Genomic DNA, 24,971 nt, shown 5'->3' with positions numbered 1-24,971 from the left:
CCCGCACACAAATAAGGCACCTTTGCTGAGGTGCCTTATTTGTATGCTCTCTTCAATTGCTCTTATGCTTCAGCCAGACACTCTTTGCCGCTTCCCGGTCTCTGTGCATCTGCTTTATCAGCTGCTCCACAGAGGAGAATTTCTTCTCGGGCCGCAGAAGCTGCAGGAATTGCACCGTTAGCATCTGATCGTAGATATTCCTGTTGAAATCCTGGAGATTGACCTCTATGCGCACAGCCCTCTCCCCTTCAAAGGTGGGATTGTTGCCGATATTGGCCAGCGCTGCATAGGACTTGCCCTCATACATGGCCAGAGCCGCATAGACACCCTTGGGCAGGACAGCGCGATTTGCTCCTATGGCCAGATTGGCTGTGGGAAAGCCCAGCAGCCGTCCGCGCTTGTCACCATGCTGCACCCGCTCAATCATGGTCAAGGGATAGCCCAGGAAGGTATTGGCCGAAGCCAGGTCTCCTGACTGGATAAACTCCCGGATGCGGGTGCTGCTGACAGGTTTGCCATCCTGCAGCACTGTGGGGCAGATTTCTGCCTCAAAGCCATAGTCCTTTCCTGCCCGCAAGAGCAGCCTTTGGGTTCCCCTGCCCCTCTCGCCAAAGGTATAGTTGGCTCCCGTCACCACATAGCGGGGAGCAAAGTGGGCCTGCAGAAGCAGCAGGAAGTCCTCGGGGCTCACCTGAGAGAAAGCCCTGGTAAAGGGAATGTTCATCAGCACATCCACCCCCAGGGCCTCCAGCCTGGCCTGCCGCAGGAAATTATTGCCAATCTGGGGAGGCATCCTGTCTGGTGCCAGCACCGACAGCGGGTGATTGCTGAAGGTAAAGACCAGGGACTTGCCCCCTATTTTCTGTGCCAGTTCCACAGCCCGCTGGATAATGCTCTGATGACCGGTGTGCACCCCGTCGAACATGCCCAGGGCCACCACCAGTTTGGGATATTTGCTTTTCAAGTCTGCCAGTTTATTGTAGATTTCCATGGGATTGTTCCCTCTCCCTGCTTAATTTCTTGCCGTATGCACGACCTTATGGGGCCTGATGCTCTGGTCTTTTCCATTGTATCCCCCAATGCCCAGGAAAATGTTCCCGGCGTAGACCCGCAGGGGACCTGCCTCCCCCTGATAGAACCTGTCTGTGGTGGAAAGACCGTTCAGGAAAGCTTTCATCCTGTCCTGTCGCAGGTCATAGCGGGGCAAATGATGGAGGAAAGGCTCAGGGTCAAGTACTGCCTCTTCGCCTTTGACTTCCAGCTCTTCCAAAGTCAGGGCCTCTTCTAGCTGAAAGCTCCCCACCCGCTGGCGCACCAGGAAGGACATCAGGGCGGGAATCCCCAAGGCGCTGCCAATATCCATGCACAGGCTGCGGATATAGGTGCCCTTGGAGCACTCTACATCAATGCGGAAGCCGCCTTCCCAGAGAGACAGCAGCTCCAGCCTGTGGATAACTATGTCCCGGGCTGGAATATCCACCTCTTTCCCCTGCCGGATAAGGTCGCAGGCTTTTTGGCCATCAATCTTGATGGCAGAATGGGCGGGAGGGACCTGCTTGATGGGACCGCGGAATTTTGCCAGAGCTACTTCTATGGCAGCAGCTTCTGGCATAACAAAATCCTGCTCTTCCAGCACTTCCCCCGTATCATCACCGCTGTCCGTGGAGATGCCCAGGCGAACTTCCGCCCGATAGGCCTTGTCCGTGATTTCCAGATACTCTATGAGCCGGGCAGCCTGCCCCACGGCTATGGGCAAGACCCCTGCTGCCGCAGGGTCCAGGGTTCCTGCATGTCCCACCCGTTTCTCTTTCAATACTTTGCGCACAAAGCCCACCACATCGTGGGAACTCATGCCGGGAGGCTTGAGCAGATTGATAAAACCCGAAACTGCCATCACTTTTCCTCCCCGGCTGATCCAGCGTCCCCTGCCACCGGGTCTGTAGGTGCCAAGGCGGCATCAATGGCCGCCTGCAACATGGCCCTGGCTTCCTCAAAGGGCTTCTCTATGCCGCAGCCTGCCGCCTTGACATGGCCGCCGCCACCGAACTGCAGGGCCACGGCACTGACATCTGCCCCCTTGGAGCGCATGCTTACCCGGGCCTTGCCCTCTTCCTTGTACTTCATGACCACGGCTATTTCCACGCCCTCAATCACGCGAAGCATCTCAATCAGACCGTCCGTGGCTTCGATGCCCTCCATGGTCTCATAGCTCAAAAAAGCCCCGGCAGCCCTGCCACCATGCCAGACTTCGATGTGCTGCAGGGCATCTGCCAGTCCTTTAACATGGGAGTAAGGGCGCTGCTCCAGCGACTCGGAAATCACATGGGGCTCCGCCCCTGCTTCCAGCATGCGGGCTGCCGCCCTCATGGTGAGGGGATTGGTATTGGAGAACCGGAAAAAACCTGTGTCTGTAGCCAGGCCGGTGTAAAGAGCCATGGCTATGTCCTTGTCAAATTCTCCCCCTGCCAGCTCCAGCAGCTGGTATATGATTTCTGCTGTAGCGGCCCTTTCCCCGTCAAGGTAAAGCCTTTCTGCCTTGCCATCATTGGTAGGGTGATGGTCGATGTTGACAACGGGGGCGGAAACAGCCTCCCCCACCTTGCCGATACGGTCAAGGGAAGCATCAAGCACTACCAGAAGGTCTGCCAGATAGTGTTCATTTTCTCCGGGAGCAGTAATCTTTTCCGCTCCGGGCAGCACCAGGAAGCCCTTGGGCACTTCATCGTCAATGAGAACGGAAACGTCTTTCCCCCGGTCTTTCAGATAATGGGCCAGGGCCAGACAGGAACCCAATGCATCACCATCGGGATTCACATGGGAAGTGATGATTACCTTCCCGCTTTCCTGCAGGATGGCCAACGTTTCTTCCAGAGTCAGCCTCATGCTTCCTCACCCTTTGCTTCCTCGTCTTTGGGCCCTTCCTCTGCCTGGATCTTCAGCAGCAGTTCCTGGATATGGGCACTGTAGTCCAGGGACTTGTCCACCACAAAGCTGATTTCCGGGGTGAAGCGCAGGCGTATGCGCTTGCCGATTTCCCGGCGGATGAAACCCAGGGAAGACTGGAGGCCCTGCCAGCAGTCCTTGACCTGCTGCTCGCTGCCCATGAGGCTCACGTAGACCTTTGCCTCCCTCAAATCTCCCGTACACTCCACGGAAGTCACCGTCACAAAGCCAATGCGGGGGTCTTTGAGCTCCCGCAGGATAATGGAGCTAATCTCCTGTTTCATCAGTTCCTGTACTTTTTCCACTCGCAGCTGGCTCATGGAAACACCTCCTCATAAAGAAACAGGAAACGACAGGGCCTGGCTATGTGCCAGCCTGCGTTTCCTGTCAAATATTTACAGCTTATTTATTTTCGTTTTCTGCCTTGGCAGCTTCAGCGGCTTTTGCCTGCTCCTCACGGCGCTTGGCAGCGGCCTTGTTGGCTTCGGTAATGGAAGTAGCAATCTCCTCCATGGTGTAGGCTTCGATGATGTCGCCTTCCTGGAAGTCGCGGAAGTCCACGATGGAGATACCGCACTCGTAGCCTGCGGCCACTTCCTTCACCTCGTCCTTGAAGCGGCGCAGGGAATCAATCTCGCCGTCAAAGATTTCGATATTGTCGCGGATGATGCGGATCTTGGAGTTGTTGAAGATCTTGCCGTCCAGCACGTAGGAACCTGCCACCAGTGCCTTGGAGAACTTCATGACCTTGCGGATTTCCACGCGGCCCTGGATGACCTCCTTATACTTGGGCTTCAGCATGCCGCTCATGGCGTCCTTCACATCGTTCAGGGCGTCGTAAATGACGCGGTAAGTGCGGATATCGATGTTCTCATTGTCCGCCATCTTGCGGGCATTGGCATCGGGACGCACGTTGAAGGCGATGATGAGGGCGTTGGAAGCAGATGCCAGCATGACATCGCTTTCGTTGACGGCGCCAACGCCGGAATGGACAATAGCCACGCGCACTTCGTCGTTCTTGTTGAGGGACAGCAGAGAGCTGTTAAGAGCCTCCACGGAACCCTGCACATCAGCCTTGACCACGATGTTCAGGTCCTTGATCTCGCCTTCCTGAATCTGCTGGAAGAGGTCGTCAAGGGAAACCTTCTTGGCCTTGATAAGCTTGGTGCGCTGACGCTCCACACGAGCCTCGGCAATGGAGCGAGCCTGCTTCTCATCCAGCACGGCGAGGATATCACCGGCAGAGGGAACATCGTTGAGGCCCAGGATCTCCACCGGCACAGAGGGGCCGGCCTTCTTCACGTTGTCGCCGCGGTCGTTGACCATGGCGCGGACCTTGCCGTAGGTGGTGCCGCAAACGATGGAATCACCGATGCGCAGGGTACCGTTCTGCACCAGCACGGTAGCCACAGGACCGCGGCCCTTGTCCAGCTTGGCCTCGACAATGACACCGCGGGCATCGCGGTTCGGGTTGGCCTTGAGCTCCTTGACCTCAGCCACCAGCAGGACCATTTCCAGCAGGTTGTCAAGACCCATGCGCTTCTTGGCAGAAACGGGTACCATGATGGTGTCCCCGCCATATTCCTCGGGCACCAGGCCATGCTCCATGAGTTCCTGCTTCACGCGGTCCGGGTTGGCACCGGGCTTGTCGATCTTGTTGATGGCCACAATGACGGGCACATCAGCAGACTTGGCATGGTTGATAGCCTCTACAGTCTGGGGCATGACGCCGTCGTCTGCCGCCACCACCAGGATAGCGATATCCGTGATCTGGGCACCACGGGCACGCATAGCCGTGAAGGCCTCATGCCCCGGGGTATCCAGGAAGACAATCTTCTTGCCCTGGCACATGACCTGATAAGCACCGATGTGCTGGGTGATGCCGCCAGCCTCATGGGTGGACACGGAAGTATTGCGGATGGCATCCAGCAGGGAGGTCTTGCCGTGGTCAACATGGCCCATGACCGTCACCACAGGAGGACGGAGCTTCAGAGACTTGGGATCGTCCTCAATCTCGGGAATGAGGGTCGGATCTACCTCAGGAGGCAGCTCTTCGCAGGCCACGCCGAACTCGGCTGCCACCAAAGCTGCCGTATCGTAGTCGATTTCCTGGTTGATGGTAGCCATGACGCCCATCATGAAGAGCTTCTTGATGACCTCGGCTGCCGTGTAGCTCATCTTGGAAGCCAGATCCTTGACAGCAATGCTCTCCCCTACCTTGATATGGGTAGGACGGGCAATCTGAGCTTTCGGTGCAGGCTGGGGAGCTCCGCCGCGCTTGTTGCCCTTGTTCTTGCGGCCACCCCGGCGGTCATTGTTGTTGAAACCGTTATTGCCATTGCGGTCATTCTTGTCGCCCTTGCGGCCGCCGCGCTCGTTCTTCTCGCTGCGCCCGCTGCCTTTGCGCCCATCACGGCCATTGCTGTTGCCGCCCTTGCCATCATTCTTGTGGTCACGGCCACCGCCCTGACGGTCTCCACTGCGCTCGCTTCTCTCATTGCGGTCATTGCGGTCGTTATGGTCACGGTGCTCAGAGTGGTTTTCCTTCTTCGGCTCTTCTTTTTTGCGTTCACTATGAACGGGCTGCTGCTCTCGATGCATCTGGCGCTCTTCCTTTTCCTGTGCAGGCTTCTGGGCCTTCTCTGCTGCGGCTTTCTCCTTGGGCTGGTCATGCTTTTCCGTCTTCACACGCCCATCTTGGCTGCTATAGTCCTTTTCAGGCTTCTTCGGTGCCGGAGCTGCGGCTTTGCCGGACTTCTGCAGTTCCTGCTTCACCACCTCGTACTCGGCCTCGCCTACGCCGCTGAAGTTGTTGTTGACTTTATAGTTATGGCGCTTGAGGATATCAAGCACGACCTTGCTATCTGTATTGAATTCCTTGGCCAATTCAAAAACTCTGCGTTTTGACATTGATCCACCCCCGTTTATTTTCTCATGGTTCCTCCATCAGCTTTTTGAGCTGCGCCGCGAAACCGGCGTCTGTCAAGGCCGCCATGGCGCGATATTCCTTGCCCAGGCATGAGCCCAGCATATCGCGGTCCAGGACCTCAATATAGGGAACCTTGTATTTATCGGCTAACTCTAAAAACTTTTTCCTGGATTCTTCTGCCGTATCCTCCGCCAGAATCAGGAGGACTGCCTTGTGAGCCTTCAGGGACTGTTCCACGGCAAAGGCGCCGGAAACAATCCTGCGGGCCCGCTGGGCCATGCTGAGAAGATTCACGATTCTCTGTTCTCTGGTAGCTGCCATATCAGGACTGTGCCTCCGCAGCAGCAGCCTCAAGAGAGGCAACCTGCTCTGCCAGTTTTTCGTATACCTCCTGGGGCACCTTGCCCTTGAAGGAACGCTCCAGCCCCCGGGACTTCTGGGCCTTGGCCAGGCAGTCAGCCTTGGGGCAGATATAAGCCCCGCGCCCAGGCATCTTGCCGGTGACATCCACGGCGAATTCGCCCTCAGGGCTTCTGACGATGCGCACCAGGGCCTTCTTGGGCAGGCTCTGCTGGCAGCCCAAACAGAATCTTTCAGGAAGTTTCTTGGTCTTCATGGCTTATTCAACCTCTGCGGTAAAGGACTCCTCGCCTTCCACCTGGACCTCGCTCATATTCTCGTCCAGTACTTCACCCACGGCCTGGCTCTCGCTCTTGATGTCGATTTTCCAGCCGGTGAGCTTGGCAGCCAGGCGGGCATTCTGCCCTTCCTTGCCAATGGCGAGAGAAAGCTGATAATCGGGCACGATCACCCGGGAAACCTTCTCCTCTTCGTTCACTGCCACGGAAACCACCTTGGCAGGGCTCAGAGCGTTGGCAATGAGCTTGGCGGGATCTTCGTTCCATTTCACGATATCGATTTTCTCATCACCCAGCTCGTCCACCACAGCCTGTACGCGCATGCCACGATAGCCTACGCAGGAACCTACGGGATCCACTGCCTCATCGCTGGAGTACACAGCAATCTTAGAGCGATGGCCAGGCTCCCGGGCCACGGACTTGATTTCCACGATGCCATCCTGAATCTCGGGAACCTCCAGTTCAAAGAGGCGCTTCAAAAGACCGGGATGAGTGCGGGAAACCACAATCTGAGGCCCCTTGTTGGTCTTCTTGACTTCCACCACGAAAGCCTTGATGCGGTCACCATGCTCGTAGCTCTCGCCGGGAATCTGCTCGGCAGGAGTGAGCACCGCTTCGGTCTTGCCCAGGTCAATGAACACATTGCCATTCTCCACACGCTGCACCAGGCCGCTCATGATGTCGCTCTCACGGCTCTGGAACTCGTCGTAGATGATGCCGCGCTCAGCCTCGCGGATGCGCTGCACCACCACCTGCTTGGCAGTCTGGGCAGCAATGCGGCCGAAGTTGGCAGGAGTGACCTCGATTTCGATAACGTCACCCACCTCGTACTCGGGGCGAATGGTGCGGGCCTGAGCCAGGGAAATCTCCGTGATTTCATCCTCAGTCTCATCCACTACAGTCTTGATGGCGTACACATGGTAGTGTCCCGTCTCACGGGAGAGGGTCACGCGCACGTTCTGGGCAGAGGCGAAATTCCGCTTGTAAGCAGAAATCAGGGCTGCCTCAATAGCCTCAAAAAGCACATTCTCATCAATGCCGCGCTCTGCGCCCAACTCACGAAGGGTAGTGAGAAATTCCTGCCCGCTGTCCTTCGCCTTAGCTTTAGTAGCTCTTCTTGCCAAAATAACTTTCCTCCTAAATCAAAGGGCTATGCCCTATATTACCTGTCAAAAATCTATATGCAGACGAATCTGGGCTGTCTTTTCCAAAGGCAGCTTCAGTTCCTCGTCCAGAGTGATGCTCTCTTCATCAAAGCCGGTGAGCACTCCTGTGAGATCCTTCTCCTTGGAGCCCTCCAGGGGAGCATAAAGGGTTACGTCCACCTTCTTGCCCTGCTCACGCTGGAAATCACGCTGCTTCCTGAGTACCCGGTCAATGCCCGGGGAGCTCACTTCCAATATGTAGCTGTCTGTGATGAAGTCTTCTGCATCCAGCCGCTCTTCCAGCTTCTCGCTGAGGGCCTGGCAGTCATCTATCTCGATGCCGCCTTCCTTGTCGATGAAGACGCGCAGGTACCAGTCACGTTCCTTCACGTACTCCACGTCCACCATCTCGATTTCGCTCTGTCCCTCCAGCAGTTCCAGGACGATTTCTTCCACCTGCTGTTCGATATTTTCTTTGCGGGCCATCTTTCCACCTCCATCTGTGAGCTGCCTGAAGAAAGTTCTTTACATAAACATGAAAGAGTGAGCCTAAGCCCACTCTTTCCAAAACGCTTAAATTCAAATGACGTCAAACCTGTCAGTCAAAGCACTCACGATTAAAAATACACTCAAGTACATAATCAACTTCTTAAGTATATCATGTGCCAAAGAGCTTGTAAACCTACAAATTCACAAAATTTATAGGTTTACTTGATGACCATTACAGGTATAGTGGACTCTTCCACTACCTTCTGGCTGACGCTGCCAATGAGGGCCCCTTTGAAAAGCCCCAAACCGCGGCTGCCCATGATGATCATGTCACTCTTCTCCTGTTCTGCCACTCTCAAGATAGCCTTGTGGATGCTGCCGGTTTCCACATGCTTGGCCGCACGCAGGTCAGCAGGAATCTTCTCCCAAATGCGGTCAAAGACGATATGGCTGGGAATATCCTTGTTGATATTGCTGGCCACATATACGAAATCAAGATCCGCCTTGCATTTTTCCGCAAAGAAGATGGCCTCATCAACCGCCTTGCAGCCGTTTACGGAACCGTCCACCGGCACTAATATCTTATTTATCTTGCCCATGATAAAACCTCCTCACGCTTGCATTTGTATTATGATGTGTATTTCGTTAAGAGGCACGAAAATTCCTTTTTCCCGCTAATATTTTCTTGCACTTTGCAAAATCTCTTTGCTTGTGATATAATATTTACACTAGCTAACGGGATGTAGCGCAGTTTGGTAGCGCACTTCGTTCGGGACGAAGGGGCCGCAGGTTCAAATCCTGTCATCCCGACCATAAGAAATTCAACCCGGCTTCTTTTAGGAAGCCGGGTCTTTTACTATGCAAATTTGCCAATTGCCAAAATACTGGCCAGCACTGTCGCTTCCGTCAGCAATTCTGCCGCACCATAGACGTCTCCTGTTACCCCTCCCAGCTTGGAGCTTGCATAGTGGCCGAAGAGATAAGCTGCCGCCAGGCCTGCTGCCAGAGCTGCCATGGCCGCCTGGCCCAAAGGAATGAGGGCTGCCAGGGTGGTGACACCTGCTACCAGCAAGGTACCCCTGTCCGCCATATCGGCAAATGCCTTGCCCAGCCCCTGGGGACGGGCATAAGGGAAGGCGGCGATTACCAGCACCATGCCCATGCGGCCTATCAGGGGCATGGTATAGACAGCCAGAAAGATAAGAGATTCGTCTATCTCCCTCAGCAGGGACCACTGCAGCAGGATGAGGCAGATAGCTGCCAGGGCGCCGTAGGAGCCCACCCGGCTGTCCTTCATTATTTCCAGCATGCGCTCCCGGCTGCGGGCGGAAAGCAGGCCGTCCATGGTATCCATGAAGCCATCATAGTGAAGCCCCCCGGTGATGATGATGGTCAGAATGAGCATCAGGGAAGCAAAGACAGCAGACTGTCCCAAAACAGGCAGCAGCAGCCAGGCAAAGAGCAGGTAGATGACGCCCTGCACCAGCCCCACCAAAGGGAAAAATCTGGTGGAATGACCAAAATCCTCCGCCGTCCAGCTATCTTGTTTCACAATATGGATTCTGGTGAGAAATTGCAAGGCAACAAAAAATAAGCGCAATGAGTTCCCTCCCTCAGTACAGGCTGTGACCCAAACACTGGAATACGATATAGAAACCGATGAGGTAAAGCACCGTAGCTGTATACATCATGCGAATGCATTCCATGATGTGCTTTGGCCCCGTCACCTGGATGGGATCCCCCATATAGGCGCGGAAACTCTCCCTGCCAAAGTAGGAATTGACTCCTCCCAGCCGGATATGCAGAGCTCCTGCCACCGTAGCTTCCGCATAGCCGCCGTTGGGGCTGGGGTGCTTGTCCGCATCCCGCTTCATAGTATTCAGGGCATGGCGGGCATCAAAGCCCAAGAGCCAGGCGCTTACGATAAAGAGCAGGCCTGTCAGACGGGCAGGAATCAGATTCAGGGCATCATCCAGCCTGGCAGCCGCCCGGCCAAAGTAAAGGTACTTCTCATTCTTGTAGCCAATCATGGAATCCATGGTATTGGCAGCCCGGTAGAGCACCGCCAAGGGCACGCCGCCAATTGCGAAGAAAAACAGGGGGGCAATGATTCCGTCCACGGTGTTTTCCGCAATAGTCTCCACCGTAGCCCTGGCAATCTCGGCTTCACTTAATTTATCCGTATCCCGGCCCACTATCCAACCCACCTTCTGGCGGGCTTCCTCAAGATTGCCCAACAAAAGCAGGGCGCAAATGCCTTTGCCGGCTTTGGCCAGACTCTTGGGGGAAATCATGAAGGATAAGATCAGGGCCCCCACCATGGCACTGCCCCAGCCGGGCAGATAGTAGGAAAAATGCATCAGAGCAGCTGCTGCATCATAAGAGATCAGCAGCACTATAATCACCAGCATGGACCCCATGGCAAATTTCTTGCCGTCACTGTCCTCAGGGCGGTAAAAGGCCCTTTCCAAAAAGGATATCAGCTTGCCCATCAGGACAACGGGATGCCATTTGCCATTGGGATCCCCGATAATGGCATCTATGAGGAAGGCGGAGATAGCCGTCAGCATGAGCTGTCCTCACCTCCTGCCATGATTTCTGCCAGTTTTTCCATATCCAGACTCTGAGCTACAACATCTGCCAACCTGTCATAAGCAGCTTCCTTGTCCCGGTGCTGGTTGCGCTGCTCCGGCAAAGCCTCCCAGCCCTTTTGCTGACGCAGCACGTTCAGGAGCTGGCGACGGAAGCCGTCATGGTCAAAGATGCCGTGGATATAAGTGCCCAGCACCCTGCCATCAGTGCTCACCGCCCCATCGCTTCCTGCAGTGTCCTGTCCATTGGAACAATTGATGACAAAGGGGTGCTTCACCTGGGCGGTGAATTCGGTCTGCCCCATGTGTATCTCATAGCCGGGCATATTGTCAGCCGTCATGGCTTTCCGCCCATCAGCAAAGCACAAATCCTTGCAGGAAGCCTTAACCTGGGTCAGCAGCTTCTCTGCGGTGAAAGTGGTCACCATGGGCAGCAGGCCCATCCCCTCCACTTCGTCATGGCCAGATTCCATATGCCTTGGGTCTCGTATCTTCTCACCCAGCATCTGATAACCTCCGCAGATGCCCCAGAGGGGTGTGCCCTGCTGCACCTTCTCCTTGACAGCCAGCTCCAGGCCGCTCTCCCTCAGGTAGAGCAAATCTTCTGTGGTGTTCTTGGAACCAGGCAGGAGAATCAAATCGGGCTCGCCCAGACCGGAGGCTTCCTGCACATAGTAAAGCTCTACATCTGGTTCTGCCGCCAGGCTGGAAAAATCCGTGAAGTTGGAAATCTTTGGCGTCTGTATTACTGCCAGCCGCAGCTTGTCCTTATCCTTGGCGGGGGCGGACTGCTTTTCTTCCAAAGAGACTGAGTCCTCATCGTCGATGCCCATCTCGTCAATATGGGGCACCACTCCCAGCACAGGCTTGCCAGTCTTTTCCTCAAGAAAATCTATAGCTGGCTGCAGGAGGGTTATATCTCCCCTGAACTTATTGATGATAAGCCCCTTGACCAGAGCTCTTTCGTCCTCATCCAAGAGCTCAAGGGTGCCTACCAGGGAAGCCAGGGCACCGCCACGGTCAATGTCTGCAATCAGCAGCACCGGGGCATTCAGATGCTTTGCCACCCGCATATTCACTATATCATTGGCCTTGAGGTTCACCTCAGCAGGACTGCCCGCCCCCTCGATGACCAGCACCTCATAATTCTCCTGCAGACGCAAAAGCGCTTCCTTGACGGCAGAAAAAGCCTTCAGAGAATAGCCTGTATGATATTCACGGGCGCTCATATTGCCCACAGGCTTGCCGTTGATGATGACCTGGGAGCAGGAATGTCCTGTAGGCTTCAAAAGCACGGGATTCATGTCCACCATAGGCTCCAGCCCGGCCGCCTCTGCCTGGGCCACCTGAGCCCGGCCCATCTCCAGCCCTTCACGGGTCACATAGGAATTCAGAGCCATATTCTGCGCCTTGAAGGGCACCACCTTTCTGCCCTGGTGGCGAAAGATACGGCAAAGAGCCGTGGTGATGATGCTCTTGCCCACATGGGAACTGGTCCCCATCAGCATGATGCTCTTAGACATGGAAAAGACCTCCAATAGTAGTGCGGATTTGCTGAAATCAAATACTCATACTTTCTAAGGGAGCAACTTCCCGCTCCCCATGCTCTCGCATAAACTATGATGATTGTACCATAAAACAAGGAAATTGGCACGGGGTCTTCCCCGTGCCAATACTTGCTGATTCGTAACTGTATAGAAGGGTTTATGCCTCATGGCTGCGTTTCCACTATTACTTCCGGAGCACCACTCTTTCCTACACGGCATTCGCGCAGGAGGTCGCCGCCTCCTGCCGACAAGTCGCTCATCTGGAAATGCATGGGATCAGCCATGATATAGAAAACCTTGTCCGGATCACTATCCTCTGTAAAGGAAGCATAGTTTTCCGGAATGTCTGTCCTTCGTGTCATGTGCTTGGGCTGGGGGACAAGGACGGGAACTTTGCCGGATATATCGTATACGCTTGTGGTCTCCCATATATCGCCTGCCTCCAGGGCATCCACATAAAGATACCTGCGCCCGTCAGCAAGGCTCACCACCACAGGACGCAAGCCGCTTGCTTCACCGTAATCATTGAGCTCATTGTCATCCAGCTTAATGAGAATGCCGCTGTCTGACTGGCTCACGCAGATAGTGCCAGTCCTGCCTTTGGCATAAGCCGTGCGCATCTTTTGATATGGCAAAATTTCCATGCAGTAGGAGGCAGGTGCATGGCGGTACTTATCCTTGAAAAGCTCAGGCTGCTCGTCAAAGAGAATAGTGGCTGCAAAAATACCTTCCATGTAGCTGCCAATGAGATAAGGATTGAAATAAAAGGTCACCCCGCAAGGGTCAAGGGTCCAAGAGATGGTGCCATCTCCCACCATCTTTTCTGTCATTTCCCTCACGAGCTCGGTGCCGCCGCTTTCCATGAAAGAAGCCTTGGGGTAATCCTGCTGCAAGCGATTTTCTATAGCAGCCATCAGCTTTTTCTTGTCCACAAACACATCCCCAAGGGTGAGCTCTTTGCCCGTTTGGGTGTCAAAGCTTCGTCCCCATACACCATAGGAGCCGTGGGCACCGCCCTCATAGCTTTCTCCATATTCCAGCAGGCTCACTGCCAGGGTATCGGCGCGGCGCACAAAAACATCTGAGAGTGCCTCGTGTGGCACAAATGAGTATGAACCGTACGCCTTTCTTTCGGCCCGGTCAGCGGCTGCTGTGACCAGCATCCCTTCGCGCAGATGCTGACGTCTTTCCACTGCCTCTTTGCTATACTGCCAAAGTGCCTGTTGCAAGGCCTCTGTGCTCTGGCCGCTGCCAACCAGATTCACAGTGGTGCGTGAGCTGCGCAAAAGGTCTCCTTCAGCATCACTGTCTACCGTAAGGTGGGTATTCACTGCCAGTTGAACAGGCCGAAGGGAGGCATCCACATGACTGGCAGCCTCGCAAGTCATGCAAAAACCTGCATATTCTGATAACATGCCCGGGAAGATGGCCGGAGAAATCGCCAAGGCCGCTCCCAGCGAAAGAGTTGCAATTTTTTTCTTTACGTTCTCCAAGTTATTTCTCCTTCCACTTGTGCAATAGCCCCACTTATCTTATCATTTTCCCGGCTGCTCACAAATAGCCAGGGAGTCCCAAATCCTGTTCTGCGGCTTTCTCTGCTGTGCAGTTCAGCTTCTTGAGATTGACGGCCTGGCCGCAGACTGTCAGATATACGGCTTCTGCCTTTGATGCCAGCTGCTGATTCAGGAGGCCTGACAGGTCACGATATAGCCGGGCCAGATGATTTTCCGGCACAATACCCGCCCCCACCTCATTGGTAACCATGACAACAGCCCGGGCATGCTTCATCTGAGAGACAGTTTCCCAAAGCCTTGCTCCCATTTCCTCTGCCTGCTTGTAGAGCCTGTCTTCCTCATGCAGCTCGCTCTCTGTGCAGCTGCAGAGAAAATTGCTGAGGTAGAGAGTCAGGCAGTCAAAGAGAATTACCTCGCAACTGTCACCTGCTTCTTTAAGAGCAGAAAGCACCTCCTGTTCCGTGGGGGCTTCAAAGGTCTGCCAGTTTGCAGGACGCCTTGCTCTGTGCCTTTTGACCCGGAATTTCATTTCCTCGTCCCATATCTGCGCAGTGGCGATATAGGCTACCTTACCCTCGGGGGCAGCTGCCTGGGCATATTCTTCCGCAAAAGCAGACTTGCCGGAGCGGGCACCGCCGGTCACCAGTATCAGCTTGGTCTTTGCTTTCAGTGTCTCTCTTTCCATGCCGCACATGCCTCCACAAATGCTCTTGCCTGCTCCGGGCAGCCTGCGAAATGCAGGTGCAGATAGCTGCCCAGGGTGTTATTGCGCAGCCGTCCTGCCCCATAGCGCTGGCCGTTCCGCAGGCGGGTGAACTCAAAGGGCCGCTCTGCTGCTTCTCCCTTATCCTCTTCCACTGAGAAGTGGAACTCGTGTCCGTGGATAAAGCTTCCCTTCCTGCCCAGCACCGTATCACTTGCCAGGCGGGCCTCGATATAGCCCACAGTCTGCAATTTGCTGGTCATCACCGCCCTGCCAGGGAAGATGCCTGCCATATCATATACCTGTCCCTCAAAATCCTGCAGGCTTTCCATCAGGTACATATAGCCTCCGCACTCAGCGTAGATGGGCAGGCCTGACAAGGCCTTTTCCCTTATTTCCCGGCGCAGGGAATAATTATTCTCCAGTTGCCTGGCAAACATCTCAGGGAAGCCGCCGCCTATGAGCAGACCGTCAACCTGAGGCAGGGACTCATCAGCCAGGGGACTGAAGGACACCAGTTCTGCGCCCAGATCCTTCAACACCTGCAAGCTGGCGGGATAATAGAAGGAGAAGGCCTCGTCCCTGGCCACGCCTATGCGGCAGACAGGTCTGGCGCTGTTCCCCTTCCCTTCTGCAGTTTCAGCTTGCAAAGGCTCTGCCATCTCAGCCAGTTTCAGTAGAGCGTCCACATCTACCTGTTTTCCCACAGCCCTGCCCATGGCCTCCACGGCTTTCCTGGCAGGTTCATCTGCACCGCTCCGCTCTTCCACCGGCACCAGGCCCAGGTGTCTTTCTGGCATGCCCAGTCCCTCCTGACGCCGCAGCACGCCGAAAACGGACATGCCAATGCCGGCCATGGCTTCACGCAGCATGGCCTCATGGGTATCGGAGCCAACCCGGTTGAGAATCACTCCGGCGATTTTCACTTCTCTGTCATAATCCCGAAATCCCAGGGCAATGGCTGCGGCAGAGGCCCCCATGGACTTGGCATCAATGACCAGAACCACGGGCGCTTGCAAGATTTTCGCAATCTCTGCCGTGGAACTGATGCCCTGCCGTCCTCCGTCATAGAGGCCCATAACCCCCTCGATAAGGGCGATTTCCGCCCCTTCCATTTCCCTTGCCAGAGAAGCAGCGAGTTTTTCTTTCGGAGTCAGCCAGGTGTCCAGATTCATGCCGGGACGCCCGGAGGCCAGTTGATGATAACCGGGGTCAATATAATCCGGCCCTACCTTGAAGGACTGGACAGCCACGCCCCTTTCCCGCAGGGCCGCCAGCAGTCCCGTGACAATGGTGGTCTTGCCCGCCCCGGATTGGGTGGCGGCGATGACCAGACGGGGAATATGCCTTTCCATGGGCAGCCTCCTTCAGGGACGGGTATCATCGATCAGGTACATCATGGCATTGATGGCAGCTGCCGCAATGGGGCTGCCGCCTTTGGTGCCCTCTACAGTGATATAAGGCACCATCTCCTGCTGGCGCAGAGCCTCCTTGGAGTCAGCCGCCCCCACGAAGCCCACGGGAATGCCCACAATGCAGGCAGGGCGCACTCCCTCTTCCTCCATCAGGCGCAGAACTTCAAAGAGTGCCGTAGGGGCATTGCCAATGGCTACAATGTTCTTGTCCAGTGCCTTGCCAAAATGGCGCATGGCAGCCATGGAGCGGGTAATGCCCTCTTTTTTTGCCAGTTCTGCGATGTCCTCATCGGCAATCAGGCAATGGACCCGGCCCCCGAAAGCTGCCAGCTTGCGCTTGTTGATGCCCGTGCGCACCATTTCCACATCTGTGTAGATGTCGCAGCCTGCCTGCAAGGCCTCCTGCGCCTTACTGATGGCTTCAGGGTGAATATGTATCAGGGGAGCATAGTCCACATCTCCTGCTGCATGGATCAGCCGGGAGTAGACTTTGGTTTCTGCTTCGCTGAGGTTCAACCCCGCCAGATGAGGAGCAATGATCTCCATGCTGCGATGTTCGATTTCCATAGGCTTGGTGATGAAATTCATATCTTAGGCATCCTCCTTCAGCAGGTCATGCAAGTTATCTTTTAATTCGTCAAAAGTACTGCACAGGCAGTCATAAGCCAAGGGCGGCCTGTCAATGACAATGAGGGGCAGGCCCAGTTCCGCTGCTGCCTGTACCTTGGTATCCGTGCCACCCAATGTGCCGCTGTTCTTGGTGATGATAACCTCCGCCTCATATCTCAGAAACAGCTCCCTGTTCAGGGCGGCAGAAAAAGGCCCCTGCAGGGCCACAATCTGGTCAGGCGCCAGCCCCAAATCCTCACAAAGGCCAATTACCTCTGCTGTAGGCAGCACCCTGGCTATCAAGCGGCAATCCCGTAGACACTCTGCTGAGGTGAACTTGCTGAGATTACGGCTGCCGGTGGTGAGGAAAATCACCTTGCCCAGCTTAGCCGCTTCTGCCGCCGCTTCCTCATAGCTATGCACTATCACAGTCTTTTCGTAATCCAGCCGGGTAAGATTGCGTTCATAGCGCAGATAAGGGATTTTCACACCGTGACAGGCTGCCATGGCATTCTGGGAGGCATTGACGGCGTAAGGGTGGCTGGCATCTACACAGGCTTCTATGTGATGTGCCAGGAAATATTTCTCCAGTGCCTCACCGTCCATGGGTTCGTCATTTACCACCAGACTGTGACCTTTGTTTTCTTCCAGCAGCTGTTTGCCGTAAGAACTCACCACCGAAGCCGTCACCTGATAGCCAGCTGCCAGCAGCATTTTCACCAGTTCCCTGCCGTCCTTGGTTCCTGCCATGACGAAAATCATTTAGAGCGTCTCCTTTTTCTCATAGCCACGGGGTGTCACCATCCAGCCCTCCTGCACGTAAGTCTGGGAATTGCCGATTATGACCAGGGAGAACATGTTGATTTCTTCCTTGGTAAAGTCCTGCAAGGTAGAGATGACCTTAGACTGCTTCTCCCGGCTTGCTGCGGTGACAATGCCCACGGGGGTGTCGGGGCTGCGGTGCTTCAGCATGATTTCCCGCACTGCCTCGATATTCTGCACCCGTTTCTTGCTCTTGGGGTTATAGAGTGCGGTGACGAAATCCCCCTCCGCCGCCATCTCGATGCGCTTCCTGATAGTCTCCCAGGGCGTCAGGAGATTGGAAAGGCTGATGACCGCAAAATCGTGCATCAGCGGTGCCCCCAGGATGGAAGCAGCTGCGTTAACAGCCGACACACCTGCCACCACGCCGCCCCACTCAGGACGCTTTTCCTCCGGCAGCTTCAGAATCAGTTCCAGCACCAGGCCTGCCATGCCGTAAACCCCGGCATCACCGCTGGAGACAACCACAGTTTCCTTGCCGGAAGCAGCTATTTCCACCGCCATGCGGCAACGGTCAATCTCCTGCATCATGCCAGTGCCAATGACCTCTTTGGAGCCGTCTTCCAAAAGTTCTTCAATGAGCTTGATATAAGTATTATATCCCGCCACCACTTCTGCCTGCTCGATTGCCTGCAAGGCCCGGGGCGTCATGTCCAAAAGACTGCCAGGGCCAAGGCCCACTACCGTTATCTTTGCCATTTTTATCACCTTTTTTGCTCGTATGTGACTTTCAGTCTGTATAAATTAAGATAATTATACCATATTTTACAGGTTAACGCAGTTTCTTCCACACTCTTTCACAAATCCAGATAAATCAAAACGTATGATGCCGGTGGCAACTGGAGGAATCCTGCCTTAAGGTATGGTGCAGAAAGTAACAAAAATGTATTCGATACTGGAAAAGTTAATCTTCAATACCATGTGCAGCCTAGAGCAATGAGGCCAGCTAAAAGGTATAAAAAAGCTAGCCATAAATCAGAGTTATTTCTGATTTATGGCTGGACTTTATGCATATACCATATGTATAAAATATTTCAATGCGCCATCAGCTTGCCGCCGCCGGGAAGCTTGATGGTCTTGCCCCCGGGGCTGTTTTCTGACTTGTCGTAGTATATGTTGTGACCGTGGGATTCAATGTTGCTGAAGTTTATGTCTTCATCTGTGAGGGAAGTGACATACGCATCCCCCGTAAGTTCCCACTTTGCTCCTTGGGCAAGGTTCACGGTCATCTTTTCTGCCTGGTTGTCTGGGTTCACGGCTCCTTTCAGCACAGCTCCCTCTCCAAGGTTCAGTGTCACCTGGCTGATCCTGTTTGCCAGCACATCCCCTTCCAGAAGCTGATCTTCTGCGTCCAAAGTGAAGTCGCCGCCGTTCTTGTCCGTGGTGCCCCAGCGGTCACTGGTGACCTGCACCAGTGTTTTGGAGCCGCCTGCCTGCACCAGTTGGGTGTTTTTCAGGCTGGCTGTGGCGGTAGTATTGGTGATGTAAAACATGGGGCCAGCGGACATATTGGTGAGCTTTGAATCCACAGCGGTGAACTTTGCCACGCCTACACCGGCATCCCCGGAGAAGGACTGATAGAGCATCACGCCGTGCTTCACATGGCCCGTCAGGTCAGCGTTCTTGAGGGTAATGGAGTTTTTCCCTTCCACCACGGCAATCTCGCTGCCGGTGGCTTCTCCCTTGCCGTTGGTGAGCTGGATGTTGCCTGTGGAATAGATGCAGGGGCTGCCCTCGCCGTGGGTGGTGAGACTGACTCCCTCCACCAGCACATTGCCCTCGCCTCTGTCGGTAGCCAAAGCGCCGCAGTGAGCGCCTTCAGTGGTAATGTCCACATCACTAGCTTTGATGGTGCCCCCATAGGTGGCATCAAGGCCACGGGAGGAATTGTTCTTCGTATGGATTTTGATATGCTCTGCCGTGACCACGGACTTTTCCCCCGTGGAGAACACCGCATTGGCCCCATCGGCATCTGATTCCAAAGTGACATTGCTCAGATGTGCCGCGCTGTTGTCGGCGCAGAGGAAAACTGAGTTCTGTCCATTGAAATTGCTGGCATCAGCACTTGAGGAATCCCCAGTCTTTGAAAGGGCAGTGCCGCTAAGGCTCAGACTGCCGCCGCCTCTCACCAGCACAGCGCTTTCATCGGTGCCGCCGGAAGCAAAGTCCTGTCCCTCAAGAGACTGGCTCTCCCCGTCCACCAGGCAGGCAGCGGAAAGCTCGGAGGCTTTCTTCATCTGCCCCTCTGGCATCCCCGGCATACCTTCAGGAGGCGGGCCGGGAGGCAAGCCGTTTGCCTCATGGGCAGGAGGAGTGGGCATAACGCCAGTTGCAGGGGCGGCCATACCCACTGCCCCCGTGCTCAAGGCCAACACACAAGCCAGAGCCAACGATCTGTACTTCGCTTTCGTGAATTTGTTTATCATCATACTATCTGTCCTTTCATTTAAATCTGTTGATATTATAAACAATATACATTAAAGGTTGCTTAAGTATAGATGAAAAATTCATTAAAAATGCAGATCATCAACTGGTTATTTCTACCTGCCTTTGGGCTGCGCCAAGGGGCAGATATTTTGCTTACGGCCTCATCTGTAGAGCCTCTCTGGCAAAATCACCGCTCCACCATGGGCATAAGGCTGACCTTGTGGAGATTCAGCTTGTGGCGGCGCTCAATGTTTGCCCGCACCGCTTCATCTTCGCACAGGCCTGTCTTGATGTACTTGTCCAGAACGGCGTAGGTGAAGCCCAGGTTGTCCTCGTCCGTCTTGCCGCAGAGGCCGTCGGAGGGTGCCTTGTGCACCAGCTCCTGGGGCAGGCCCATGACTTCACCGATGGCAATGACCTCGTCTACTGTATAGGCGGCCAGCGGGGCCACGTCACCGGCGCTGTCGCCGTATTTGGTGCTGTAGCCCACATAGTCCTCGGAGCGGTTGCAGGTGTTGATGACACGGCCTCCTTCCGGCAGGCCCTGGGCTACGGCGTAAAGGGTAGCCATGCGCAGGCGGGGCGCAAGGTTCTGGCGCAGGGGGGCCGTGATGGTGAAGTCTGCACTATCCTCAGTCTGCAAGGCTTCCAGCATGGCCTGGAAGGGCCGGCCGATATTCACCACCCGGTACTTGATGCCAAGGTGGGCAGCGGCGGCTTTGGCATCGTCTATGTCCGGCTGCACCTCATTGGGCATCAGCACACCCACCACCCTGTCACGGCCCAGCGCCTTGACGCAAAGGGCAGCGGCCACCGTGGAATCCTTGCCCCCGGAGAGGCCCACTACGGCCTTGGCAGTGGGGCCGTTTTGGTCAAACCAGCTCTTGATAAAGTCTGCGATTTTCTGCGCATCTGTTTTTGCTTCAAAAGAAGGATATTTTGCTTTGTTCATAAGAAACGCTCCTTTTCTTCAATCATCATTGACCAGCCTGTAATCAATGGCCCGCTGCAAGTAGTCCACATACTCCTGGCTCTTGCACATGCCCTTGCCGGGGGTGTCGGAAATCTTGGCTACGTGCTGGCCGTTGCATCTGGTCACTTTCATGACGATATTCAGCGGCTCCACATAGGTGTCGTTGGAGATATAGGTGCCGATGCCGAAGGCCACCCTGGCCTTGCCTTCAAAGTAGTGGGCAATCTTATCGGCCTTCTCGAAGTTCAAGGAGTCGGAAAACAGCAGGGTCTTGGTTCTCTGGTCAATGCCCAGGCGGGTGTAATGGTCAATCATCTTGTCTCCCCAGACAAAGGGGTCGCCTGAGTCATGCCGCACGCCGCTGAACAGGGTGGCCAGGGTCTTGTCAAAGTCCCGCAGGAAGCAGTCGGTGGTGATGGTGTCGGTGAGGGCAATGCCGTTGTCCACGCCGTATTCCTTCACCCAGGCTTCCAACGCAACCTTGTTGGAGTAGGCGGGATTGTAAAGGTGGTTGCCCTGCCCCATGCACATGATCCACTCGTGGGCCATGGTGCCCACGGGCTTCACGCCGTATTTTTTGGCCAGGTACACATTGGAAGTGCCCACAAAGGTGGAGCGCAAGACATCGAAATTGTCCAGGCTGGAAAACCGCTTGATGGCGTACTCCTGCACCTCTGCGCAAAGGCGCCTGCGCAGGCCGAACTCGGAGAACACAGGCAGCCAGTACTGGCCCATCTGGAGCATTTCTGCCTTGGCTTCGGTGCGGCGCTTGGCATCTGCCACCAGCTTGTCATAATCATCCCGAAAGCGGTAGTAAACCTCGTTCACGATAGCCAGGGTGGGAATCTCGTACATTGAGGTGTCAAGGAGAGTGCCCTCAGCCTCGATAACCAGGCCCTTCTCCCCGCCGGCCTCAATCCTGAAGTCGGCAAAATTGGGCCGCCAGAGACGCAAATGGTTGATATATGACTTTTTCAGCCACTTGATGCCGGAGAGATAGGAAAGCTCCTCCTCCGTGAAGCGCAGTGAGCAGAAGGCCTTGACCTGCTCCCTGATTTCCTCCACCATTTCCGGGGTGAAGCGGACATTCTCATTCCTGCACTTGAAAGTCCAGGTGGTTTCATACTCGCTGGCCTGATGGAAGATGGCCTGGCCCATGCTGAATTTGTAAAGGTCTGTTTCCAAAAGTGAATTGACGATCTGCTTGAACTTCATTGCCTGCCCCTCCTTGCTTCCTGTCTGAGTTTTTCATGCTTACTGCTTGCGCCAAGGCTCGCTACCCTGGTTCACTACTTCCACCTGGATAGCCTTCATGGCGGAAAGAGCCGTGTCATGGGACTCCGGCGTCACGCCCGCACAGCAGGCGGCATCTACTGTGATGTGAGCATTGGGCAAAGCCGCCTTGGCTATCACCGCATTGGACAGCACGCAGATATCCGTGCAAAGACCCACCAGATCCACCCTCTCGGGAGGGAAGGCCAGTTCCTTGAGGAAGGTGCCCATTTCCAGAGAGCCGAAGGTGAACTTGTCAAAGCTGCGGGATTTCTGGGGGTAGGGAATCTTTTCGCTGACCTGCCAGCCCTCAGTGCGCTCTATGCAGTGAGGCACGGGCAGGTTCTTCCCTTCCTCCGTGGTCATGTAATCCTCGCCGTGAGTGTCGCGGGTGAAGAGCACCAGCGTGCCCTCCTCCTCGGCGGCCTTCACCTTCTCCGCCACCTTGTCCACGATGGTCACAGCCTCTTGGGAGCCTAAGGCCCCGTCAATAAAGTCATTCTGCATGTCCACCACAATGAGTACTTTCTTAGCCTTCATCGTAATCCTTCCTTTCCAGATAGCAATACAAAGCGGTCTTGGGCTTGCCGGAGGCATCGTACTTGCCTATCTCCTTCACCCGCTGCCTGTCCACCAGGCTGCGCAGGAACATCTTGCGGAAGTTGGAGCGGTCCAGCTTCTGAAAGAGAATGGCTTCGTGAATCTTCATCAGTTCGTAGATTTCAAACCTTGACTTATCCTGAAGCAGGGCAAAGGCATCGTCTGTATAGCTGAGCCTGCCCTGCAGCCGCTTGATGGCGGTGCTGATGAGGAAAGCATGGTCAAAGGCCAGATGCTTCATGGTGATGGAACAGTCGCTGGTGACAAAGTAGGTGGAAAGCTCCCCATGCTCGTCATAGCCCCGGCGTACCTTGAAGAGCCGGGCTTCCTTGGCATCGTCTCCGGCAGCGATGTCCTTCAGCAATCCTCTGGGCACCAAAGCTGTATAAACCACGCTCACCACATGGGTGCGGGGGTCCCTGTCCGGCGCCCCCACGGTGATGAGCTGCCGCAGTTCAATGCCATCGCTCACCTTCACTCCCGTTTCCTCAAAAAGCTCCCGGGCCGCCGCTTCATCCACGGACTCCTTGCCCGCCTCCAGGAAGCCCCCGGGGATGGCCCAGTAATCCTTGTAGGGATGTCCTCCCCGCTTGATAAGCAGGACGTTGAGCTCATTGTCCTCGTCCATGGTGAAAATCACCACATCTGCCGTCACTGACGGCCTTTCGTATTTGGAAGGGTCATAGTTCTTCAGGAACTCTTGCTCCTCCTGACTTCTTTCCTCTGGCATAACTATCCATCCCCCATCCTGGTCTTTAACTCTCATGTAGTATTTAGTACCACTTATACTGTAGTATATAATACCACTTATGTCAAGCAAAATCTTGCTCCTTTGCATACATATATCCCTCGTCCAGGCAGATGCCGCAGATTTCATCGTACAACCAAAGTCACACCGCGCTTTTCACTATGGTCAACCGGACACGAATGCAAGGAAGGCCTTATCCTCTTTTCCTGGCACCACAAAAGAGCCGCCTCTTGACTCACATCAACAGGCGGCTCCCTTCTATATATACGTATAAGGTGCTCTTTACCGCGGCAATCTTAAATCGTCATACGGTTAACAAATAAAACTCTCAAGGGTAAAAATCCTAATCACTCGAAATCAGCTGCAATATTCATCTGCTTCCTGACTACTCGCCACCCAGGATAGTACCTGTCCATCCTCGCCTTGAACTCCGGGCCGTGATTAGCCTCCCAGAGATGAGTAAGCTCATGTATGGCTACATATCTGAAAACCTCCGGGGACTGCTTGGCCAGGTGTATGGACAGCCAAATGCGGCGGGCACGCACATTGCAAGTGCCCCAGCGGGTATGCATATCCCGGAAGCGCCACTCCGCTGCTGTCTTCCCCACTAAGGATTCCAACCGGCTTTTCTCTGCTGCCACCACTCTTTCAAGCTGGCGGCGGTACCAGTCATTGAGAACCTGCCTCCTTTGATCCCTGGTGGCATATCCCGGCACCAGGAGCAACACCTTGCCATCCTTGCAGGTGACCCTGGCTCTGTTACCTGCCACTTCTCTCACCACCAGTTCATAAGGCTTTCCCCAGACAGGTATCTTTTCCCCTGTCACATACTGGCGCTTGACTGATGCCCTGGCATTTTCCCTGATGAGCTGCTGCCTGGATAGCAGCCATTCCCTGCGGCTATCCAGTACCTCCTCTATTTCCTTCCTGCTATACCCCTTCGGCACCGACAGGAGTATGCTCCCTTCAGGCGGCAGCACTTTCAAGTAAACATTCTTGATGGCCTTTTTCTGCACCGTCACTACCTGCCCGCCCCAAGGCATTATGTTTTCCTCTATCATGTATTTTCCCATCTTCCACACTCTTCACGCCTTAAACACACTGCTTCTATGGGGCTGTAGAGCCCTGTGCAGCAAAAGCCCCAGCATACCGCAGGATATTGCTTCCCCTATGCCTACCGTTGCCATCATCAGTGGTATAGGCAAAGGTACTTCATAGGCATAACGCAGTACGAACGGGATTATCACCATATTGGCTGCAATCGGTGGAATTATAGCTATCACAGGCCTCCTGCTGCGCAGCAGCCTGGTCCCCACTGCTCCAATCAGCGTAGCTGCCGTGCCGAATACCACATCAGGCATTGGTGCCCCGCCTATGATGTTGCCCAGGAGACATCCGATAACCAGTCCCGGCACCGCTGCTACCGTATATACCGGCAGTATGGTCAGCGCCTCAGCTATCCTGACCTGTATCTCGCTGAATGAGATGGGTGCAAACACAATGATCAGTACAACATAGGTGGCTGCAATAATGGCAGCCTGTGCCATAAATCTTGTGGATATCTTTTGCGTCATTGATTTCACTACTTCCTTATCTTACCAACAGT

Annotated in this window: 26 protein-coding genes and 1 tRNA gene; 1 reads left to right on the top strand and 26 read right to left on the bottom strand. The window is 54.8% G+C overall.

Going from position 1 to position 24,971, the window contains the following annotated elements:
- Positions 1-52: 52 nt before the first annotated feature.
- The 10 genes from ribF to P159_RS0110535 all read right to left on the bottom strand — a co-directional run bounded on the left by ribF (position 53) and on the right by P159_RS0110535 (position 8,743).
- Positions 53-991 carry a riboflavin biosynthesis protein RibF gene (ribF, locus tag P159_RS0110580; protein WP_029543890.1) on the bottom strand — a complete coding sequence of 313 codons (939 nt, stop codon included), beginning with the start codon at positions 989-991 and terminating at the stop codon, positions 53-55.
- 21 nt (positions 992-1,012) lie between these two features.
- On the bottom strand, positions 1,013-1,894 hold the full coding sequence (gene truB / locus P159_RS0110575) for a tRNA pseudouridine(55) synthase TruB (RefSeq protein ID WP_029543888.1): 882 nt from the start codon (positions 1,892-1,894) through the stop codon (positions 1,013-1,015).
- Entirely contained in the window at positions 1,894-2,883 is a 990-nt protein-coding gene (locus tag P159_RS0110570) for a bifunctional oligoribonuclease/PAP phosphatase NrnA (RefSeq protein ID WP_051650306.1), read from the bottom strand. Before P159_RS0110570 ends, truB begins: the two co-directional genes overlap by 1 nt.
- Complete coding sequence (rbfA, locus tag P159_RS0110565) at positions 2,880-3,263, bottom strand: 30S ribosome-binding factor RbfA (protein WP_029543884.1); 384 nt, start codon at positions 3,261-3,263, stop codon at positions 2,880-2,882. Before rbfA ends, P159_RS0110570 begins: the two co-directional genes overlap by 4 nt.
- An 82-nt stretch (positions 3,264-3,345) precedes the next feature.
- Positions 3,346-5,853, bottom strand: a complete 2,508-nt coding sequence (gene infB / locus P159_RS0110560) for a translation initiation factor IF-2 (protein WP_029543882.1) — start codon at positions 5,851-5,853, stop codon at positions 3,346-3,348.
- A gap of 22 nt (positions 5,854-5,875) precedes the next feature.
- A complete protein-coding gene (locus tag P159_RS0110555) occupies positions 5,876-6,193 on the bottom strand; it encodes a ribosomal L7Ae/L30e/S12e/Gadd45 family protein (protein WP_029543880.1) in 318 nt (105 codons plus the stop codon).
- A 1-nt stretch (position 6,194) separates the two neighbouring features.
- Entirely contained in the window at positions 6,195-6,488 is a 294-nt protein-coding gene (locus P159_RS0110550; RefSeq protein ID WP_029543878.1) for a YlxR family protein, read from the bottom strand.
- Between the two features lie 3 nt (positions 6,489-6,491).
- Positions 6,492-7,634 carry a transcription termination factor NusA gene (gene nusA, locus P159_RS0110545; RefSeq protein ID WP_029543876.1) on the bottom strand — a complete coding sequence of 381 codons (1,143 nt, stop codon included), beginning with the start codon at positions 7,632-7,634 and terminating at the stop codon, positions 6,492-6,494.
- Between the two features lie 45 nt (positions 7,635-7,679).
- Entirely contained in the window at positions 7,680-8,141 is a 462-nt protein-coding gene (gene rimP / locus P159_RS0110540; protein WP_029543874.1) for a ribosome maturation factor RimP, read from the bottom strand.
- A gap of 221 nt (positions 8,142-8,362) precedes the next feature.
- Entirely contained in the window at positions 8,363-8,743 is a 381-nt protein-coding gene (locus tag P159_RS0110535; protein ID WP_029543872.1) for a universal stress protein, read from the bottom strand.
- 137 nt (positions 8,744-8,880) lie between these two features.
- Between P159_RS0110535 and P159_RS0110530 the strand changes: the two genes are divergently transcribed.
- Positions 8,881-8,957, top strand: a tRNA-Pro gene (locus P159_RS0110530).
- Between the two features lie 43 nt (positions 8,958-9,000).
- On the opposite strand, the gene cobS is transcribed toward P159_RS0110530, so the two are convergent.
- The 16 genes from cobS to P159_RS0110450 all read right to left on the bottom strand — a co-directional run bounded on the left by cobS (position 9,001) and on the right by P159_RS0110450 (position 24,939).
- Positions 9,001-9,744: an adenosylcobinamide-GDP ribazoletransferase gene (gene cobS / locus P159_RS0110525; RefSeq protein WP_029543871.1), complete on the bottom strand. Its 744-nt coding sequence runs from the start codon at positions 9,742-9,744 to the stop codon at positions 9,001-9,003.
- 13 nt (positions 9,745-9,757) lie between these two features.
- Positions 9,758-10,714: an adenosylcobinamide-phosphate synthase CbiB gene (gene cbiB / locus P159_RS0110520; protein ID WP_029543869.1), complete on the bottom strand. Its 957-nt coding sequence runs from the start codon at positions 10,712-10,714 to the stop codon at positions 9,758-9,760.
- Positions 10,708-12,258, bottom strand: a complete 1,551-nt coding sequence (locus P159_RS0110515) for a cobyric acid synthase (RefSeq protein ID WP_029543867.1) — start codon at positions 12,256-12,258, stop codon at positions 10,708-10,710. Before P159_RS0110515 ends, cbiB begins: the two co-directional genes overlap by 7 nt.
- A 188-nt stretch (positions 12,259-12,446) precedes the next feature.
- Entirely contained in the window at positions 12,447-13,775 is a 1,329-nt protein-coding gene (locus P159_RS0110510; protein ID WP_029543866.1) for a DUF3298 and DUF4163 domain-containing protein, read from the bottom strand.
- Positions 13,776-13,833: 58 nt separating this feature from the next.
- Positions 13,834-14,481 (bottom strand): bifunctional adenosylcobinamide kinase/adenosylcobinamide-phosphate guanylyltransferase, encoded by a 648-nt coding sequence (cobU, locus tag P159_RS0110505; RefSeq protein WP_051650305.1) that lies wholly within the window; start codon positions 14,479-14,481, stop codon positions 13,834-13,836.
- Positions 14,463-15,854 (bottom strand): cobyrinate a,c-diamide synthase, encoded by a 1,392-nt coding sequence (locus tag P159_RS0110500; protein WP_029543862.1) that lies wholly within the window; start codon positions 15,852-15,854, stop codon positions 14,463-14,465. The genes cobU and P159_RS0110500 overlap by 19 nt, the downstream gene beginning before the upstream one ends.
- 12 nt (positions 15,855-15,866) lie before the next feature.
- Entirely contained in the window at positions 15,867-16,502 is a 636-nt protein-coding gene (locus tag P159_RS0110495) for a precorrin-8X methylmutase (RefSeq protein WP_029543861.1), read from the bottom strand.
- A 3-nt stretch (positions 16,503-16,505) separates the two neighbouring features.
- Positions 16,506-17,285, bottom strand: a complete 780-nt coding sequence (gene cobK / locus P159_RS0110490; RefSeq protein WP_029543859.1) for a precorrin-6A reductase — start codon at positions 17,283-17,285, stop codon at positions 16,506-16,508.
- Positions 17,286-18,044 carry a precorrin-3B C(17)-methyltransferase gene (gene cobJ, locus P159_RS0110485; protein ID WP_029543858.1) on the bottom strand — a complete coding sequence of 253 codons (759 nt, stop codon included), beginning with the start codon at positions 18,042-18,044 and terminating at the stop codon, positions 17,286-17,288.
- Between the two features lie 335 nt (positions 18,045-18,379).
- The gene (locus P159_RS0110480) at positions 18,380-19,774 is read right to left on the bottom strand and encodes a hypothetical protein (RefSeq protein ID WP_185753710.1); all 1,395 of its coding nucleotides are present in this window, start codon (positions 19,772-19,774) and stop codon (positions 18,380-18,382) included.
- A 185-nt stretch (positions 19,775-19,959) separates the two neighbouring features.
- Positions 19,960-20,724, bottom strand: coding sequence for an NAD(+) synthase (gene nadE / locus P159_RS0110475; protein ID WP_029543855.1), 765 nt, complete (start codon positions 20,722-20,724; stop codon positions 19,960-19,962).
- An 18-nt stretch (positions 20,725-20,742) separates the two neighbouring features.
- On the bottom strand, positions 20,743-21,960 hold the full coding sequence (gene pncB / locus P159_RS0110470; protein WP_029543854.1) for a nicotinate phosphoribosyltransferase: 1,218 nt from the start codon (positions 21,958-21,960) through the stop codon (positions 20,743-20,745).
- A gap of 39 nt (positions 21,961-21,999) precedes the next feature.
- A complete protein-coding gene (locus P159_RS0110465) occupies positions 22,000-22,557 on the bottom strand; it encodes an isochorismatase family cysteine hydrolase (protein ID WP_029543852.1) in 558 nt (185 codons plus the stop codon).
- Positions 22,547-23,347, bottom strand: coding sequence for an NUDIX domain-containing protein (locus P159_RS0110460; RefSeq protein ID WP_029543851.1), 801 nt, complete (start codon positions 23,345-23,347; stop codon positions 22,547-22,549). Before P159_RS0110460 ends, P159_RS0110465 begins: the two co-directional genes overlap by 11 nt.
- Positions 23,348-23,712: 365 nt before the next feature.
- Positions 23,713-24,438, bottom strand: a complete 726-nt coding sequence (locus P159_RS0110455) for a SprT family zinc-dependent metalloprotease (RefSeq protein WP_051650303.1) — start codon at positions 24,436-24,438, stop codon at positions 23,713-23,715.
- 12 nt (positions 24,439-24,450) lie between these two features.
- Positions 24,451-24,939 carry a QueT transporter family protein gene (locus tag P159_RS0110450; protein WP_029543848.1) on the bottom strand — a complete coding sequence of 163 codons (489 nt, stop codon included), beginning with the start codon at positions 24,937-24,939 and terminating at the stop codon, positions 24,451-24,453.
- Between the last annotated feature and the right edge of the window lie 32 nt (positions 24,940-24,971).

The organism is Selenomonas sp. AB3002, from assembly GCF_000702545.1.
Taxonomy (GTDB): Bacteria; Bacillota; Negativicutes; order Selenomonadales; family Selenomonadaceae; genus Selenomonas_B; species Selenomonas_B ruminantium_A.
This window is presented reverse-complemented; position numbering and strand designations above follow the sequence as displayed.

Bases quoted from the DNA above. Each gene is read 5' to 3' on its own strand.
- ribF (WP_029543890.1), bottom strand. From the start codon at position 991: ATGGAAATCTACAATAAACTGGCAGACTTGAAAAGCAAATATCCCAAA.
- truB (WP_029543888.1), bottom strand. From the start codon at position 1,894: ATGGCAGTTTCGGGTTTTATCAATCTGCTCAAGCCTCCCGGCATGAGT.
- P159_RS0110570 (WP_051650306.1), bottom strand. From the start codon at position 2,883: ATGAGGCTGACTCTGGAAGAAACGTTGGCCATCCTGCAGGAAAGCGGG.
- rbfA (WP_029543884.1), bottom strand. From the start codon at position 3,263: ATGAGCCAGCTGCGAGTGGAAAAAGTACAGGAACTGATGAAACAGGAG.
- infB (WP_029543882.1), bottom strand. From the start codon at position 5,853: ATGTCAAAACGCAGAGTTTTTGAATTGGCCAAGGAATTCAATACAGAT.
- P159_RS0110555 (WP_029543880.1), bottom strand. From the start codon at position 6,193: ATGGCAGCTACCAGAGAACAGAGAATCGTGAATCTTCTCAGCATGGCC.
- P159_RS0110550 (WP_029543878.1), bottom strand. From the start codon at position 6,488: ATGAAGACCAAGAAACTTCCTGAAAGATTCTGTTTGGGCTGCCAGCAG.
- rimP (WP_029543874.1), bottom strand. From the start codon at position 8,141: ATGGCCCGCAAAGAAAATATCGAACAGCAGGTGGAAGAAATCGTCCTG.
- P159_RS0110535 (WP_029543872.1), bottom strand. From the start codon at position 8,743: ATGGGCAAGATAAATAAGATATTAGTGCCGGTGGACGGTTCCGTAAAC.
- cbiB (WP_029543869.1), bottom strand. From the start codon at position 10,714: ATGCTGACGGCTATCTCCGCCTTCCTCATAGATGCCATTATCGGGGAT.
- P159_RS0110515 (WP_029543867.1), bottom strand. From the start codon at position 12,258: ATGTCTAAGAGCATCATGCTGATGGGGACCAGTTCCCATGTGGGCAAG.
- cobU (WP_051650305.1), bottom strand. From the start codon at position 14,481: ATGGAAAGAGAGACACTGAAAGCAAAGACCAAGCTGATACTGGTGACC.
- P159_RS0110500 (WP_029543862.1), bottom strand. From the start codon at position 15,854: ATGGAAAGGCATATTCCCCGTCTGGTCATCGCCGCCACCCAATCCGGG.
- P159_RS0110495 (WP_029543861.1), bottom strand. From the start codon at position 16,502: ATGAATTTCATCACCAAGCCTATGGAAATCGAACATCGCAGCATGGAG.
- cobK (WP_029543859.1), bottom strand. From the start codon at position 17,285: ATGATTTTCGTCATGGCAGGAACCAAGGACGGCAGGGAACTGGTGAAA.
- cobJ (WP_029543858.1), bottom strand. From the start codon at position 18,044: ATGGCAAAGATAACGGTAGTGGGCCTTGGCCCTGGCAGTCTTTTGGAC.
- P159_RS0110480 (WP_185753710.1), bottom strand. From the start codon at position 19,774: ATGATGATAAACAAATTCACGAAAGCGAAGTACAGATCGTTGGCTCTG.
- nadE (WP_029543855.1), bottom strand. From the start codon at position 20,724: ATGAACAAAGCAAAATATCCTTCTTTTGAAGCAAAAACAGATGCGCAG.
- pncB (WP_029543854.1), bottom strand. From the start codon at position 21,960: ATGAAGTTCAAGCAGATCGTCAATTCACTTTTGGAAACAGACCTTTAC.
- P159_RS0110465 (WP_029543852.1), bottom strand. From the start codon at position 22,557: ATGAAGGCTAAGAAAGTACTCATTGTGGTGGACATGCAGAATGACTTT.
- P159_RS0110460 (WP_029543851.1), bottom strand. From the start codon at position 23,347: ATGCCAGAGGAAAGAAGTCAGGAGGAGCAAGAGTTCCTGAAGAACTAT.
- P159_RS0110455 (WP_051650303.1), bottom strand. From the start codon at position 24,438: ATGGGAAAATACATGATAGAGGAAAACATAATGCCTTGGGGCGGGCAG.
- P159_RS0110450 (WP_029543848.1), bottom strand. From the start codon at position 24,939: ATGACGCAAAAGATATCCACAAGATTTATGGCACAGGCTGCCATTATT.